The 16494-nt window shown below is 74.1% G+C and carries 1 protein-coding gene; it reads left to right on the top strand.

Going from position 1 to position 16494, the window contains the following annotated elements:
* The first annotated feature begins 199 nt into the window (after nt 1–199).
* Complete coding sequence (locus OG782_RS18920; protein ID WP_406452474.1) at nt 200–16489, top strand: SDR family NAD(P)-dependent oxidoreductase; 16290 nt, start codon at nt 200–202, stop codon at nt 16487–16489.
* The last annotated feature ends 5 nt before the right edge of the window (nt 16490–16494 follow it).

The raw sequence follows: 16494 nt of genomic DNA on the forward strand, positions 1-16494 counted from the left end.
TTCCCGCACCCCGGCCCAGCAGGCATCTCGCCCCGCGCGGCCACGGTGGGCGGCGCATCCGGCCGGGCGCGGACGGGCGGCGGGCAGGGTCAACACCTGGGGGGATAGGGGTGTCGCCGCCGTTCGGAGCCGACCTAGCGTGCGGTCACCCCGTGGCTGGAATGACTCGGGGCTTTCGATTCGAGCTGGGAGCGTGCAGATGTCCGCGGGCTTCGATCCTGTCGCTGATGACTTGTCCGGCGCGGAGGTCCGCCCGGGGGGCCGCTCGGAGGTCCGTCCGGGGGAGAACCCCGGGGCCGCCCTGGCCGGCCGGCTGTCCGGACTCCCCGGGAGCGAGCAGACCCGGCTCCTGGCCGACCTGGTCTGCGAGCAGACCGCCGAGTGCCTGCGCAAGGTCCGGCCCGACACGGAACCGGTGGTCGTCGCCCAAACCTCCTTCAGGGAACTGGGGCTGGATTCGATCGCCCTGGTCGACCTGCACGCGCGGATCAACGCGGCGACCGGGCTGGCGCTGCCCGTGACCGCAGCCTTCGACCACCCGAGCCCCGAGCTGCTGGCCGGCTGTGTCCGTACGGAACTGCTCGGCGAGCCCGCCGGGTCCGCCGGGCCGGCCGCCGTGAACTCCGTCCCGGACACCGTCCCGGCCTTCGTGGACGAGCCCATCGCGGTCGTCGGCATCAGCGGGCGCTTCCCCGGCGGCATCCGCTCGGCCGAGGATCTGTGGAAGCTGGTCGACGGCGGCGGCAGCGCTGTCGGACCCTTCCCCGACAACCGCGGCTGGGACCTCGACGCCCTGTTCGACGACGACCCCACCGTTCCCGGTACGTGCTACACGCGCACCGGCGGATTCCTGCACGACGCCGCCGAGTTCGACGCCGAGTTCTTCGGGATCAGCCCGCGCGAGGCGCTGGCCATGGACCCGCAGCAGCGGCTGCTGCTGGAGACGGCCTGGGAGGCGCTGGAGCGCACCGGGATCGACCCGACCTCGTTGCGCGGCAGCAGGACCGGTGTGTTCATCGGCGCCGGGCCCTCCGAGTACGGGCCCCGTGTGCAGGACGCCCCCGAGAGCCTGACCGGATACCTCGTCACGGGCGGCGCGCTGAGCGTCACCTCGGGCCGTGTCGCCTACGCGCTGGGCCTGGAGGGCCCGGCGCTCACCGTCGACACCGCCTGCTCCGGGTCGCTGGTCTCCCTCCACCTGGCCGTCCAGTCGCTGCGCCGGGGCGAGTGCTCGATGGCGCTGGCGGGCGGGGTGACCGTACTGAGCACCCCCGGGCTGTTCACCGAGTTCAGCCGGCAGCGCGGGCTCGCCCCGGACGGGCGGATCAAGGCCTTCGCGGCGGGCGCCGACGGCACCTCCTTCGCCGAGGGCGTCGGCCTGCTGGTGGTGGAGCGGCTCTCCGACGCGCGGCGCAACGGGCACCAGGTGCTCGCCGTCGTCCGGGGCTCGGCCGTGAACCAGGACGGCGCGAGCAACGGGCTCACCGCCCCGAGCGGGACCGCCCAGCAGCGCGTCATCGCGCAGGCCCTCGCCGACGCCGGGCTCTGTGCCGACCAGGTGGACGCGGTCGAGGCGCACGGCACCGGTACGACGCTGGGTGACCCGATCGAGGCACGGGCGCTGATCGCCACGTACGGCAAGGACCGGCCCGAGGACCGGCCGCTGTGGCTCGGCTCGGTCAAGTCCAACCTCGGGCACACCCAGGCCGCCGCGGGCGTGGCCGGCCTGATGAAGATGATCATGGCGATGCGGAACGGGGTGCTCCCGCGCACCCTGCACGTCGACACCCCCAGTGGGAACGTCGACTGGTCGGCGGGGACCGTACGGCTGCTCACCGAGCCCGTTCCGTGGCCGGTGACACAGGACCGTCCGCGCCGGGCGGGCGTCTCCGGCTTCGGCATCAGCGGCACCAACGCCCATGTGATCGTCGAGGAGCCGCCCGCCGACGACGGGGCCGTGGCGGAGACGTCCACCGACGCCGCCGGTCCGGTGCTGGTGCCCGTCGGCGCGCGGTCGGACGAGGGGCTGCGGGCCCAGGCCGCGCGGCTGGCGGAGTTCCTGGACGAGCGGGGCGGACTCTCCGCCGCCGACCTCGGGCACGCGCTCGGCACGGGCCGCGCCGCGCTCGAACACCGGGCCGCCGTCGTCGCCGCCGACCGCGACGAACTGCTCGCCGCACTGCACGCCCTCGCGGCGGGGGACAGCACCCCCCACGCCCGGACGGGCGCGCTGCCCGCCGGGCGCCTGGCCTTCCTCTTCACCGGCCAGGGCAGCCAGCGGCTCGCCATGGGGCGACGGCTCCACGACGCCTACCCGGTCTTCGCGGACGCCCTCGCCGACGCCATCGGCTGGCTCGACCTCCAGCTCGACACCTCCGTGTGGGACGTCCTGTTCGCCGAGGAGGGGTCCGAGGAGGCCGCGCTGCTCGACGAGACCCGTTACGCGCAGACCGCGCTGTTCGCCGTCGAGGTGGCCCTCTTCCGTCTCGTCGAGTCCTGGGGCATCCGGCCCGACTTCGTGGCCGGCCACTCCATCGGCGAGATCGCGGCCGCGCACGTCGCCGGCGTACTGAACCTGGAGGACGCCGCCACCCTCGTCGCCGCGCGCGGCAGGCTGATGCAGGAACTGCCCGCAGGCGGCGCCATGATCGCCGTCCAGGCCACCGAGGAGGAGGTGCTGCCCTTCCTCGGCGAGCAGGTTGCCGTGGCCGCCCTCAACGGCCCCGGTTCCCTGGTGCTCTCCGGTGAGGAGGACGCCACCCTCGCGCTCGCCGGGCGCTTCGCCGCCCTGGGCCGCAAGACCAAGCGGCTCCAGGTCAGCCACGCCTTCCACTCGCCGCTCATGGAGCCGATGCTGGAGGAGTTCCGGCGGATCGCCGGCATCCTGGCCTACTCCGCGCCCCGTATCCCCGTCGTCTCCACCGTCACCGGACGGCTCGCGACCACGGAGGAACTCTGCTCGCCGGACTACTGGACCGGTCACGTCCGAAGCGCCGTCCGCTTCTCCGACGCCATGGACTGGCTCCTCGGCCAGGGCGGCGCCCGCACCTTCCTGGAGCTCGGCCCCGACGGCGTCCTCAGCGCGCTGGGCCAGAACTGCCTGCCCGAGGAGCGCGAGGCCGACACCGTCTTCGCCCCGCTACTGCGCGCCGGCAAGGACGAGGTCCGTGAGGTGCTCGGCGCCGCCGGTCTCGCCCACGTACGCGGCGCGCGCCTCGACTGGCAGGCCGTCCACGCGGGCCGTCCCGTCCGCCGGGTCGACCTGCCCACCCAGGCCTTCCGCACCCGCCGCTACTGGCTCGACCCCGAGAGTTCCGCGGGCACCGGACCCGGCCGGCTCACCTCCCGGCACCCCGTCCTGAGCTCGGCCGTCGAACTCGCGGGAGCCGGCACCACCGTGCTGTCGGGGCGCCTTTCCCTGCGCACCCACCCGTGGGTGGCCGACCACACCATCGCCGGCGTCACCCTGCTGCCGGGCACCGCCTTCGTCGAACTCGCCCTGCGCGCAGGGGAGGAGACCGGCTGCGGGCTCGTCGAGGAGCTGACCCTCCAGAGCCCCCTGGTGCTGCCCGAGTCGGGCGGAGTGGTCCTCCAGGTGGTCGTGGCCGCCGCCGACGCCACGGGCCGCCGCGCCGTCGAGTGCTACGCGCGCCCCGACACCGTCGAGGCGGCCGAGGACGACTGGGTACGCCACGCCACCGGCGTCCTGGCCCCCGCCGCCCCGGAGACCGACACCGCCGTCCTTGCCGGACCCTGGCCGCCGGCCGGCTCCGTCCCGCTCGACGTCAGTACCCTGTACGCCGACATGGCGGAGGAGGGCTACGGCTACGGACCCGCCTTCCACGGCGTCCGCGCCGCCTGGCTCCTCGACGGCGAGGTCTTCGCCGAGGTCGGACTCCCGCAGCCGACGAGCGCCGACGCCGCGGGCTTCGGCCTGCACCCGGCCCTGCTCGACGCCGCCCTGCACCCCGCCGACCATGCCCTCTCCGCCGCCGGCAACCGGCCCGAGGGGACCTGGATCCCCTTCTCCTGGAACAGGGTCGCCCTGTACGCGGCCGGGGCCACCGCCGTACGCGTGCGGATCGTCGCGCGCGGCCGCGAGGAACTCGATGTGACGGTCGCCGACGCGAGCGGCGCCCCCGTGGCCCGGGTGGGGTCGCTGCTGCTGCGCGCCGTCACCGCGGACCAGCTCGCCGCCGACCGCTCGGACCCGCTGCTCGCCGTACGGTGGAACGCCGTAGAACTTCCGCGGGACAGCGCCGAGTTCATGGAGCTCGCGCAGGTGGCCGACGCCGCCGCGCCGCCCGTCGTCGTGTACCGCGCCCTGCCCACCCCGGCGGGCGATGTGCCGGCCGCCGTCCGTGCCGTAACCGCCGACGCGCTGGCCGCCGTCCAGGCCTGGCTCGCCGACGAGCGTTACGCCGGTTCCCGGCTCGCCGTCGTCACGCGTGCCGGGGCCGCCGTACCGGGCACCGATGTCGACCTCGCCCAGGCACCCGTCTGGGGTCTCGTACGGTCGGCGGAGGCGGAGAACCCGGGCCGCTTCGTGCTCGTCGACACCGACGAGGCGGGGGAGGCCCTCCTCGGGCGCGCCCTGGCCGCCACGACAGAACCCGAACTGGCCCTGCGCGGCGCCGAGTCGTACGTACCCCGACTGGCCGCCGTACCGGTCCCCGACGAGGAGCGGCCCGCGCCCTGGGACGGGACCGGCACCGTACTCCTGACCGGAGGCACCGGCGGGGTGGGCGCCGAACTCGCCCGCCACCTGGTCCGTGAGCACGGCGTACGGCACCTGCTGCTCACCAGCCGGCGCGGGGCGGACGCCCCCGGTGCGCGCGAACTCCTCGCCGACCTCGCCGCGGCGGGCGCCGAGGTCACCGTCAGCGCCACCGATGCCGCCGACCGGGACGCCCTGGCCGCGCTGCTCGCCGCCGTACCGGCCGCGCACCCGCTGCGGGCCGTGGTGCACGCGGCCGGAGTCATCGACGACGGCCTCGTGGGCGACCTGAGCGCCGAACGCATCGACACCGTGCTGCGGCCCAAGGCGGACGCCGCCTGGCATCTGCACGGGCTGACGGCAGACCTCGGTCTGGCCGCCTTCGTCCTCTTCTCCTCCGCCTCGACCGTCCTCGACGGCGCAGGCCAGGGCAACTACGCCGCCGCCAACCTCTTCCTCGACGCCCTGGCCGCCCGCCGCGCGGCAGCGGGGCAGGTCGTCACCTCCCTCGCCTGGGGACTGTGGGCCGGGGGCGGCGGAATGGGAGCGGGCCTCGACGCGGCCGCCCTCAGCCGTATCGAGCGGCTCGGCCTGGACTCGCTGTCCTTCGCGGAGAACCTCGCCCAACTGGACAAGGCCCTGACCACCGACGAGCCGGCCGTGGTCCCCGTACGCGTCAACCAGCGCGCCGTGCGGGCCCGTACGGACGGCACACCGACTCTGCTGCGCGCCCTGGTACGGCCCCGCCCGGCCCGCGCCGCCGGGCCGGCGACGATGTCTGCGTCCGCCGCCGCATCCGCCGGTACGACGCCGCTCGCCGCGCGTCTCGCGGAGCTGGGCGCGGCCGACCGCCTCGCCACCGTTCTGCGGCTGGTCCGCACCGAGACCGCCGCGGTCCTCGGCTATCAGAGCGCCGAAGAGGTCACCGCCACACGGGCGTTCATGGAGACGGGCTTCGACTCCCTCGCCGCCGTGGAACTGCGCAACCGGCTCGCCGCCGCGACCGGACTGCGGCTGAGCGCGACCCTGACCTTCGACTACCCGACGGCGACCGTCCTGGCCGAACACCTCGTCACCAAGCTCGTGGCCTCGGCCGCTCCCGAGGCCGCGGGCACGGTGGCGCCGGTGTCCCGTACGCAGTCCACGGACGACGACCCGATCGTGATCGTCTCCATGGCCTGCCGCTACCCGGGCGGGGTGACCTCGCCCGAGGAGCTGTGGCAGCTCGTCGCCGAGGGTTCCGACGCCATCGGCCCCTTCCCCACCGACCGGGGCTGGGACAGCGATCTCTACGACCCGGAGATCGGCAAGCCCGGCAGGACGTACTCCACCGAGGGGGCGTTCCTGTACGACGCCGCGCAGTTCGACCCGGCGTTCTTCGGGATCAGCCCGCGCGAGGCCCAGGCCATGGACCCGCAGCAGCGGCTGCTGCTGGAGGTCGCCTGGGAGACCTTCGAGCGTGCCGGGATCGACCCCCGGTCCATGAAGGGCAGCTCCACCGGAATCTTCGCCGGCGTGATGTACCACGACTGGGGGCTGCGGCTCGGCCCGCTCCCCGATGACGTGGCGGGCTACCACGGCAACGGCAGCCTCGCCAGCGTGGTCTCCGGCCGCGTCGCGTACACCATGGGCCTGGAGGGTCCGGCCGTCACGGTCGACACGGCGTGCTCGTCCTCGCTGGTGGCCCTGCACATGGCCGCCCAGGCGCTGCGGGCGGGCGAGTGCTCGCTGGCCATGGCCGGCGGCGTCACGATCATGTCCACCCCCGACACCTTCCTCGACATGGCCCGCCAGCGCGGTCTGGCCTCCGACGGGCGCTGCAAGTCCTTCGGCGTGGGAGCGGACGGTACGGGCTGGGGCGAGGGCGCGGGTGTCCTGCTGCTGGAGCGGCTCTCGGACGCGCGCCGCAACGGTCACCGGGTGCTTGCCGTGGTCCGGGGTTCGGCCCTGAACCAGGACGGTGCGAGCAACGGCCTGACCGCTCCGAACGGTCCGGCGCAGCAGCGGGTGATCCGTCGCGCCCTCGCGGACGCCGGTCTGTCGGCCGCCGAGGTCGACGTGGTGGAGGCGCACGGTACGGGGACCCGGCTCGGTGACCCGATCGAGGCGCAGGCGCTGCTGGAGACGTACGGACAGGAACGGCCCGAGGGACAGCCGCTCCGGCTGGGGTCCATCAAGTCCAACATGGGTCACACACAGGCCGCCGCCGGTGTCGCGGGCATCATCAAGATGGTCATGGCGATGCGCCACGGCATCCTGCCGAGGACCCTGTACGCGGAGACGCCCTCGGACCAGGTCGACTGGTCGGCCGGTGAGGTGGAACTGCTCACCGAGGCCCTGGAGTGGCAGCCGGTGGGCCGCCCGAGGCGTGCGGGCATCTCCTCGTTCGGGATCAGCGGGACGAACGCGCACGTGATCATCGAGCAGTCCCTTGAGCAGGCTGAGGATGTGGCCGCTCCGGCCGCGCTCCCCGTCCTTCCCTGGCTGGTCTCCGGCGCCACCCCCGAGGCGCTGCACGCCCAGGCCGGCCTTCTCCGCAGCCGGCTCACGCAGCTGGCCGACGAGGAACTGACACCCGCCGCCCTCACCCTGGCCACCGGCCGGGCCGCACTGGAGCACCGCGCCGTCGCTCTCGGCGCCGACCGGGCGGAACTCTCCGACGCGTTGGAGCTGCTCGCGGGCGCGGAGACGGTCCAGGACGCCAGGACGGCGTTCCTGTTCACGGGTCAGGGTGCGCAGCGGGTCGGTATGGGCCGTGGGCTGTATGAGGCGTTCCCGGTGTTCGCGGAGGCGTTCGACGCGGTGTGTGCGGAGGTCGACGCGCACCTCGGGCAGTCGTTGCGTGAGGTGATGTGGGGCCGGGACGCGGATGCGGATGCGGATGAGCTGAATGCGACCGCGTTCGCCCAGCCTGCCCTGTTCGCTTTCGAGGTGGCGTTGTTCCGGCTGGTCGAGGCGTGGGGTGTGACGCCTGATGTGGTGGTCGGGCACTCGATCGGTGAGCTGGCCGCCGCGCATGTGGCGGGGGTTCTGTCGCTTGCGGATGCGGCCCGGCTGGTCGTGGCGCGTGGCCGGCTGATGCAGGCGCTTCCTGCCGGTGGCGCGATGGTGGCCGTGCAGGCGACCGAGGCTGAAGTGCTGCCGCTGTTGACCGACGGGGTTGGGATCGCGGCCGTCAACGGCCCTTCGGCTGTTGTGGTGTCGGGTACGGAGGCGGCCGTCCTCGCCATCGGTGAGCACTTCGCCGCCGCCGGCCGCAAGACGACCCGGCTGGCTGTCTCGCACGCGTTCCACTCGGCTCTGATGGAACCGATGCTGGAGGAGTTCCGTGCGGTGGCCCAGGAGTTGACCTTCGGCGAGCCGCTGTTCCCGGTGGTCTCCACCGTCTCCGGGGAGCTTTCGGCGGACTGGCAGTCCGCGGAGTACTGGGTCGACCAGGTCCGTAACCCCGTCCGTTTCGCCGACGCGGTGCGCACAGCCGAGGAACTGGGCGCGCGTACGTTCGTGGAGATCGGCCCGGACGCGGTGCTGACCGCCCTCGGGGCCGGCGCCGCCTCCGACGAGAACAGCGGCTTCGTTCCGCTGGTGCGCCGCGACCGTGATGAGGCCCGGGACGCCCTGGCCGGTGTCGGAGCGGTCTGGGCGCGCGGAGCCGACGTGGACTGGCCCGCCGTTCTCGGGGCCACGGGCACGACCGGCACCCTCGTCGATCTGCCCACGTACGCCTTCCAGCGCAAGCGCTACTGGCTCGATGTCACCGCCCGGGCCGGGGATGTCGGCTCGGCCGGGCTGGACCCCGTCGACCACCCCGTTCTCAGCGCGGCCGTCCTGTCGCCGGAGTCGGGATCCGTGGTCCTGACGGGCCGCCTCTCGGCCGCCGCCCAGCCCTGGGTCGCCGACCACGGAGTGCACGGTGCGGTACTGCTCCCCGGCACCGGCTTCGTCGAGCTCGCGGTCCGCCTCGGTGACCAGATCGGCTGCGACCTCCTGGAGGAACTGACGCTGGAGGCGCCGCTCGTCCTGCCCGCTGCCGGTGGTGCGGCCCTGCGCGTCGCCGCCGGTGCTCCGGAGGCCTCGGGCCGCCGCCCCCTGCACATCCACTCACGTCTCGACGGCGCCCCCGAGAACTCCTGGACCCGTCACGCCACCGGCTTCCTCGCCATCGGTGAACCCGCGAAGGTGGACGTGGACCTCACCCAGTGGCCGCCCCGCGGCGCCACCCCTGTAGAGGTCGAGGGTGCCTACGAGCGGCTGCGTGAGCGCGGATACGGCTACGGGCCCGCGTTCCAGGGCCTGACGGCAGCCTGGCGGCGCGGCGACGAGCTCTTCGCCGAGGTCGCCCTGCCCGAATCCGTGCGCGCCGAAGCCGCCGACTACGGGCTGCACCCGGCGCTCCTGGACACCGCCATGCACGTGGACGTCCTCGTCGACCAGGAGGAGGGCGGCACCGAGGCGCTGCTGCCCTTCGCGTGGAGCGGGGTGTCCCTGCACGCGACCGGAGCGGCCGCGCTGCGTGTGTACGTACGCCGTATCCGGGGTGCGGAGGAGTCGGCGATGGTCGTCGCCGACGAGACCGGCAGCCCCGTGATGACCGTGTCGTCCCTGATCTGCCGCCCCGTCTCCGCCGAACAGCTGGCCCCGGCCGACGGCCCCCTCTCCGATGCTCTGCACCACATCGAGTGGACGCCGCTCCCCGAGCCGTTCGAGCCCCTCGCGTCCTCCACCGTCGTGCTCGACGAGTACGGGCTCGCCATCCTGGGCGACCCGTCGGCCGTCGTATTGGCCTGCTGCCCCACCCCGGTGGGCTGGCCGACCCCCGAGGCCACGCGCACGGTGACCTCCTACGTGCTCGACCTGCTGCAGTCCTGGCTGACGGACGAGCGGTTCGAGTCCACCACCCTGGTGGTCGTCACCCGGGGCGCGGTCGCCACCGGCCAGGACACCGCCCCCGACCTGACCCAGGCCCCCGTGTGGGGCATCGTCCGGGCGGCCCAGGCGGAGAACCCGGGCCGGATCGTCCTGCTCGACGCCGACCCCGGCGACGACATCGACGCGGCAGGGTTCCCGGCCGCCGCAGCTGCGGCCCTGGCCCACGGAGAGCCCGAACTCGCCCTCCGTAACGGCCGGTTCCTCATACCGCGACTGGTCCGCACGGCCGTACCGGAGGCCGACGCCCCCTGGAACGGCGACCGCACCGTCCTGGTCACCGGTGGCACGGGCGGCCTCGGCGCACGCATCGCCCACCATCTCGTCGAACGGCACGGCGTACGCCACCTGCTGCTCACCAGCCGCAGGGGCCCCGACGCCCCGGGCGCCGACGCCCTGCGTGAGCGGCTCCTCGCAGCCGGAGCCGTGGACGTCCGGATCGCCGCCTGTGACGTCGCCGACCGGGCCGCCCTGGCCGGTGTCCTCGACGCCGTCCCGTCCGGGCACCCGCTCGGGGGCGTCGTCCACGCGGCCGGAGTGGTCGATCCCGGTCTGATCGGCGCCCTCACCCCCGAGCGCCTCGACACCGTCATGCGGCCCAAGGCGGACGCGGCCTGGCACCTGCACGAACTCACCGCCGGAATGGACCTGTCGGCGTTCGTGATGTTCTCGTCCGCCGGCGGGCTCGTCCTGCCCGCCGGCCAGGCCAACTACGCGGCCGCCAACGTGTTCCTGGACGCACTCGCCGCCCACCGGCGCGCCGCCGGACTGCCGGCCACCTCCCTCGCGTACGGGCTGTGGGCCGTCAACACCGGGCTCGGCGGCGAACTCACCGACGCCGACGTGGAGAAGATGAACCGGCTCGGCCTCCCGGCCCTGCCGGCCGCCCGCGGCATCGAACTCTTCGACGAGGCCCTGCGCACCCGGCACGCCCTGCTGGCCCCGCTCCTCGTCGACCCGGCCGCTCTGCACGCCCGGGGCACCGACGTCCCGCCGCTGCTGCGTGCCGTCGCGGCCGCAGCCCGGCCCGCGCTCCGCCGCACCGCGGCGGCCGCCGCACCCGTCGGCGACAGCCTGGCCCGCCGGCTGGGTTCCCTCACCGCCGCCGAACGGCGCCAGACCCTGCGCGAACTGGTCGCCGGCCAGGTCGCGGCCGTCCTCGGCCACGAGTCCGCCGACACCGTCGGGATCGACCGGGCCTTCAAGGAACTCGGCTTCGACTCCCTGGCGGCGGTGGAACTGCGCAACGCGCTCAACTCCGTGACCGGACTGCGGCTTCCCGTCACCCTCGTCTTCGACTACCCGAACACCCGGGCCGTCGCCGACTACCTTGACACCGAACTCGGCGGTACGCAGGACGATTCCGAGGCCACGGCGGCCGACACGGCCCCCGCGGTCCTCTCGGACGACGAGCCCATCGCGATCGTCGGCATCAGCTGCCGCTTCCCCGGCGGGGTCCGCTCCGCCGAGGACCTCTGGACGCTCGTCGCCGAAGGCCGCGACGCCGTCGGCGGCTTCCCCGCCGACCGGGGCTGGGACACCGACGGGATCTACGACCCGGAGCCCGGCCTGCACGGCAAGACCTACGCCCGCGAGGGCGGATTCCTCTACGACGCCGCCGAGTTCGACCCGGCGTTCTTCGGGATCAGCCCCCGCGAGGCCATCGCCATGGACCCGCAGCAGCGGCTCCTGCTCCAGGCGGCCTGGGAGGCCTTCGAGGACGCGGGCATCGACCCGACGGCCATGCGCGGCAGCCAGACCGGTGTCTACGCCGGTGTGATGTACCACGACTACGCCTCCCGGCTCCAGCACATCCCCGACGACGTCGCCGGCTACCTCGGCAACGGCACCGCGGCCTCGATCCTCACCGGCCGCGTCGCCTACACCCTGGGCCTGGAAGGGCCCGCGGTCAGCGTCGACACCGCCTGCTCCTCCTCCCTGGTGGCCCTCCACATGGCCTGTCAGGCCCTGCGGCGCGGCGAGGTCGGCATGGCCCTCGCGGGCGGCGTCACGGTGATGTCGACCCCCGAGATCTATGTGGAGTTCGCCCAGCAGCGCGGACTCTCCGCCGACGGCCGCTGCAAGGCCTTCGCGGGTGGCGCCGACGGCACGGGCTGGGCGGAAGGCGTCGGCCTGCTCCTCGTCGAACGGCTCTCCGACGCGGAACGCCTCGGCCACGACGTCCTCGCCGTGATCCGCGGCTCCGCCATCAACCAGGACGGTGCGAGCAACGGGCTCACCGCCCCCAACGGCCCCTCGCAGCAGCGGGTCATCCACCGCGCCCTCGCCGCGAGCGGCCTCACGACGGCGGACGTGGACCTCGTGGAGGGCCACGGCACGGGCACCAGGCTCGGCGACCCGATCGAGGCCCAGGCCCTCCTCGCCACCTACGGGCAGGGGCGGCCCGCCGACGACCCGGTGTGGCTGGGCTCCATCAAGTCCAACATCGGCCACGCCCAGGCGGCGGCCGGGGTCAGTGGCGTCATCAAGTCCGTCATGGCGCTGCGCAACGGGCTGATGCCCCGGACCCTGCACGTGGACGAGCCCTCACCCGAGGTGGACTGGGACGCCGGAAACGTACGCCTGCTCACCGAGGCCCGGCCCTGGCCGCGCCGGGCGGACAGGCCGCGCCGCGCGACCGTCTCCTCGTTCGGGCTCAGCGGCACCAACGCACACCTGATCGTGGAGGAGGCCCCGCAGCCGGTGGAGCCGGCCGAGGAGCCGCGGGTGCGGCCCGTGACCGGCCGAACCCTGCCCCTGGTGCTCTCGGGTTCGGACGCCGGGGCCCCCGCCCGCCAGGCCGCGGACCTCCGAGCCCGCCTGCTCGCCGAACCGGAACTGGACCTCCACGATGTCGCGTACACCCTGGCCACCGGCCGGGCGACGCTGGAACACCGCGGGGTGGTCCTGGCCACGGACACCCAGAGCGCGCTGCACGAGCTGGGCGCCTTCGCCGCCGGAGAGGCTGCGCCAGGAGTCGTCACGCAGGGCCGCACGGCCTTCTTGTTCACGGGGCAGGGTGCGCAGCGGCTCGGGATGGGCCGTGAGCTGTACGAGGCGTTCCCGGTGTTCGCGGAGGCCTTTGATGAGGTGTGTGCGGAGATTGACGCGCATCTGGGGCTGTCGTTGCGTGGGGTGGTGTGGGGTGAGGATGCGGATGAGCTGAATGGGACCGGGTTCGCTCAGCCCGCGCTGTTCGCCTTCGAGGTTTCCTTGTTCCGGCTGGTTGAGGCGTGGGGTGTGACGCCTGATGTGGTGGTGGGGCATTCGATCGGTGAGCTGGCTGCCGCGCATGTGGCGGGTGTGTTGTCGCTTGCGGATGCGGCCCGGTTGGTGGTTGCGCGTGGTCGGTTGATGCAGGCGTTGCCGGCTGGTGGCGCGATGGTCGCCGTGCAGGCTTCGGAGGCCGAGGTCCTGCCGTTGCTGACTGACGGTGTGGGGGTCGCGGCTGTCAACGGGCCGCAGGCGGTGGTGGTTTCGGGTTCGGAGGCGGCGGCTCTTGCTGTGGGTGAGCACTTTGCCGCTCTCGGCCGTAAGACCAGCAGGCTGGCTGTCTCGCACGCGTTCCATTCGGCTCTGATGGAGCCGATGCTGGACGACTTCCGGGCCGTGGCGGCGGGGCTTTCCTTCGCCGAGCCGCGTCTCCCGGTCATCTCCACCGTCACCGGCGAACTCTCGTCGGACTGGCAGTCGCCGGAGTACTGGGTCGACCAGGTCCGCCATCCCGTCCGGTTCGCCGATGCGGTGTGCGCCGCCGAGGAGTTGGGTGCGCGTACGTTCGTGGAGATCGGGCCGGACGCGGTGCTGACCGCACTCGGGGCCGGCTGCGCCTCCGACGAGAACAGCGCCTTCGTTCCGCTGGTGCGCCGCGACCGTGACGAGGCCCGGGAGGCCCTGGCCGGGCTCGGAGCGGTCTGGGCGCGCGGCGCCGACGTCGGCTGGGATGCCTTCCACGCCGGTACCGGGGCCCGTCGGGTCGGCCTTCCCACGTACCCCTTCCAGCGCACCCGCTACTGGCTCGACGCCCCTGCCGCCGTCGGCGACGCCGCCGGTCTCGGACAGCTGGCCGCCGGTCACCCGCTGCTCAGTGCCGTCGTCGTCTCCCCGGAGACCGGGGCTCCGGTGCTCACCGGACGGCTCTCCGCCGCCACGCACCCCTGGCTCGCCGATCACGCCGTGCACGGCAGCGTGCTGCTGCCCGGTACCGCGTACGTCGAGATGGCGCTCCGGGCCGGCCACGAGGCAGGCTGCGCCCAGCTGGAGGAGCTCACCCAGGAGACCCCGCTGCTGCTGCCGGCCAAGGCCGGAGTCGCCGTGCAGGTCACCGTGGGCGAGGCGGACGAGTCCGGGCGGCGCGACGTCGTCGTCTACTCGCGGGCCGAGGATCTGGCCGCCGATGCCCCGTGGACCCGCAACGCACGCGGTGTCCTCGCCGCCGAGCCGGCGCCCGCCGTGCCGGACCTGGAGGCCTGGCCCCCGGCCGGTGCCCGTGCGGTCGATGTGAGCGGCATGTACGAGGACCTCGCGGGCCTCGGCTACGGGTACGGCCCCGTCTTCCAGGGCCTGACGGCGGCCTGGCGGCGCGGGGACGAACTCTTCGCCGAGATCAGCCTGCCCGAGCACGCCCGCACGGACGCCGCCGCGTTCGCTCTGCACCCCGCCCTGCTCGACGCCGCCCTGCACGCCGAGCGCATCTTCGACGGGGACCACGAGGGGCCCGTCCGGGCCTCCCTGCCCTTCGTCTGGAACGGCGTCACCCTGCACTCCACCGGCTCCCCCGCCCTGCGTGTGCGGCTGACCAAGCCGGGCCCCGACGCCGTCGCCCTGCGGATCACCGCGCCGACGGGCGAGCCCGTGGCCACGGTCGAGTCGCTGGTGGTGCGTGAGGTGTCCGCCGCGCAACTGGCGGGCGACGGGGACGGCCGGGGCGCGGCCTTGTTCCGTATCGACTGGCAGGCGCCTCAGGCGAACCAGGCCCCCCTGACGCCCACCTCCACCGACGACTGGCTCGTCGTCGGTGCCGCACTGCCGGGCATCCGGTCGGTCTCCACGTTCGCCGAGGCCTTCTCCGAACCCGGGGTTCCGGGCACGGTTCTGCTGACCGCGCCCGACATCTCCGATGTCTTCGGTACCGCGGGCGGCGTGCCCGAGCAGGTGCGTACGTCCGTCGGGCGGCTCCTCGACGGGCTCGGTCAGTGGCTGGCCGACGAGCGCTTCGCCGATGGGCGGCTGGTGCTCGTCACCCGGAACGCCGTGGTCGCGGACGACGGGGACGAGGTGGACTGCGTACAGGCCCCGCTGTGGGGTGTCCTGCGCGCGGCACAGGCCGAGAACCCGGGCCGCTTCACCGTCGTCGACCTCGACGACGCCCCCGAATCGATGGCGGCCCTGCCCGCCGCCCTCGCCTCGGCCGAGACCGAGATCGCCGTCCGGCGGGGCCAGGTCCTGGTCCCCCGCTACGCCGTCACCACGGCCACCGGCGAGTCCCCGGTGTGGTCCCGGGACGGCACCGTACTGATCACCGGCGGGACCGGCCTGCTGGGCGCGGTACTCGCCAGGCATCTGGTCGCCGCGAAGGGCGTACGCCATCTCGTGCTCACCAGCCGACGGGGTGCGGATGCCCCGGGTGCGACGGAACTGATGGCGGAACTGACGGAGTCGGGTGCCGAGTCGGTGCGGATCGCCGCCGTCGACGTGGCCGACCGGTACGCGCTCGCCGCGCTGCTCGACGAGATCCCGGCCGGTCACCCGCTGACCGGGGTCGTGCACGCCGCCGGAGTCATGGACAACGCGCTGGTCGGCGCCGTCACCCCGGAACAGGTGGGCAGGGTGCTGCGGCCCAAGGTCGACGCGGCCTGGCACCTCCACGAGCTGACGAAGAACCTGAACCTGTCGGCGTTCGTGCTCTACTCCTCGGCCGGCGGCCAGATCCTCTCCGCCGGGCAGGCCACCTACGCGGCCGCCAACGTCTTCCTCGACGCCCTGGCCGGCGAACGCCGTGCCGCCGGACTCGCCGCCACCTCCCTGGCCTGGGGCCTGTGGGAGGGAACGGTCGGAGAGGGACCGGAGCTCACCGACGCCGACCTGCGCCGGATGGGCCGCTCCGGGGTGCTGGAGCTGTCCTTCGCCGACGGACTCGCCCTGTTCGACGCGGCGTTGGGCGTGGACGCGGCCCTGCTCGCACCTGTCCGGCTCGACCGCGCCGCGCTGCGCGAGCGGGCCGACGAGATCCCGGCCCTGCTGCGGGGACTGGCCGGTCCGCCCGTCCGCAAGGGGCCGAGGCCCGCCACGGTTCCGTCGGCAGGGGCCGGTGACACCGGCGGCTCTCTCGTACGGGCCAAGCTGGCCGGACTCCGGCCCGGACCGGAGCAGACCCGCTATCTGGAGGAACTGGTGCGGGGTCACGCCGCCGCCGTACTGGGCCACGGTGATCCGGCGGGTGTCGCGGCCGACCGGGGCTTCACCGAACTCGGTCTGGACTCCCTCGGCGCGATCGAACTGCGCAACCGGCTCCAGAAGGCGACCGGCCTGCGGCTGCCCGCCACCCTGATGTTCGACTACCCCAACTCGGCGTCCCTGGCCGGGTTCCTGCTCGATGAGCTGGCGCCCGAACCGGCCGCCCCCGCAGGCGGGGAACCCCTGGACGAGGAGGGCATCAGGCGGGCCCTGCTGTCCATCCCGGCCGCGCGGCTGCGCGAGTCCGGCCTGCTCGACACCCTGCTCGGCCTGGCGCAGACCGACCCGGCAGAGGCTGCCGAGGCGGCGGAGGCACAGGGGCCGGCCATCGAGGAGATGGCCGTGGACGACCTCGTACGAGCCGCCATGGCCGGCGGCGAACTCAGCTGATCCCG

This window comes from Streptomyces sp. NBC_00876 (assembly GCF_045207435.1).
In the GTDB taxonomy this organism is placed as follows: Bacteria; Actinomycetota; Actinomycetes; order Streptomycetales; family Streptomycetaceae; genus Streptomyces.

Excerpts from the sequence above, each read along its gene's own strand:
- OG782_RS18920 (WP_406452474.1), top strand. The coding sequence starts at position 200 with ATGTCCGCGGGCTTCGATCCTGTCGCTGATGACTTGTCCGGCGCGGAG.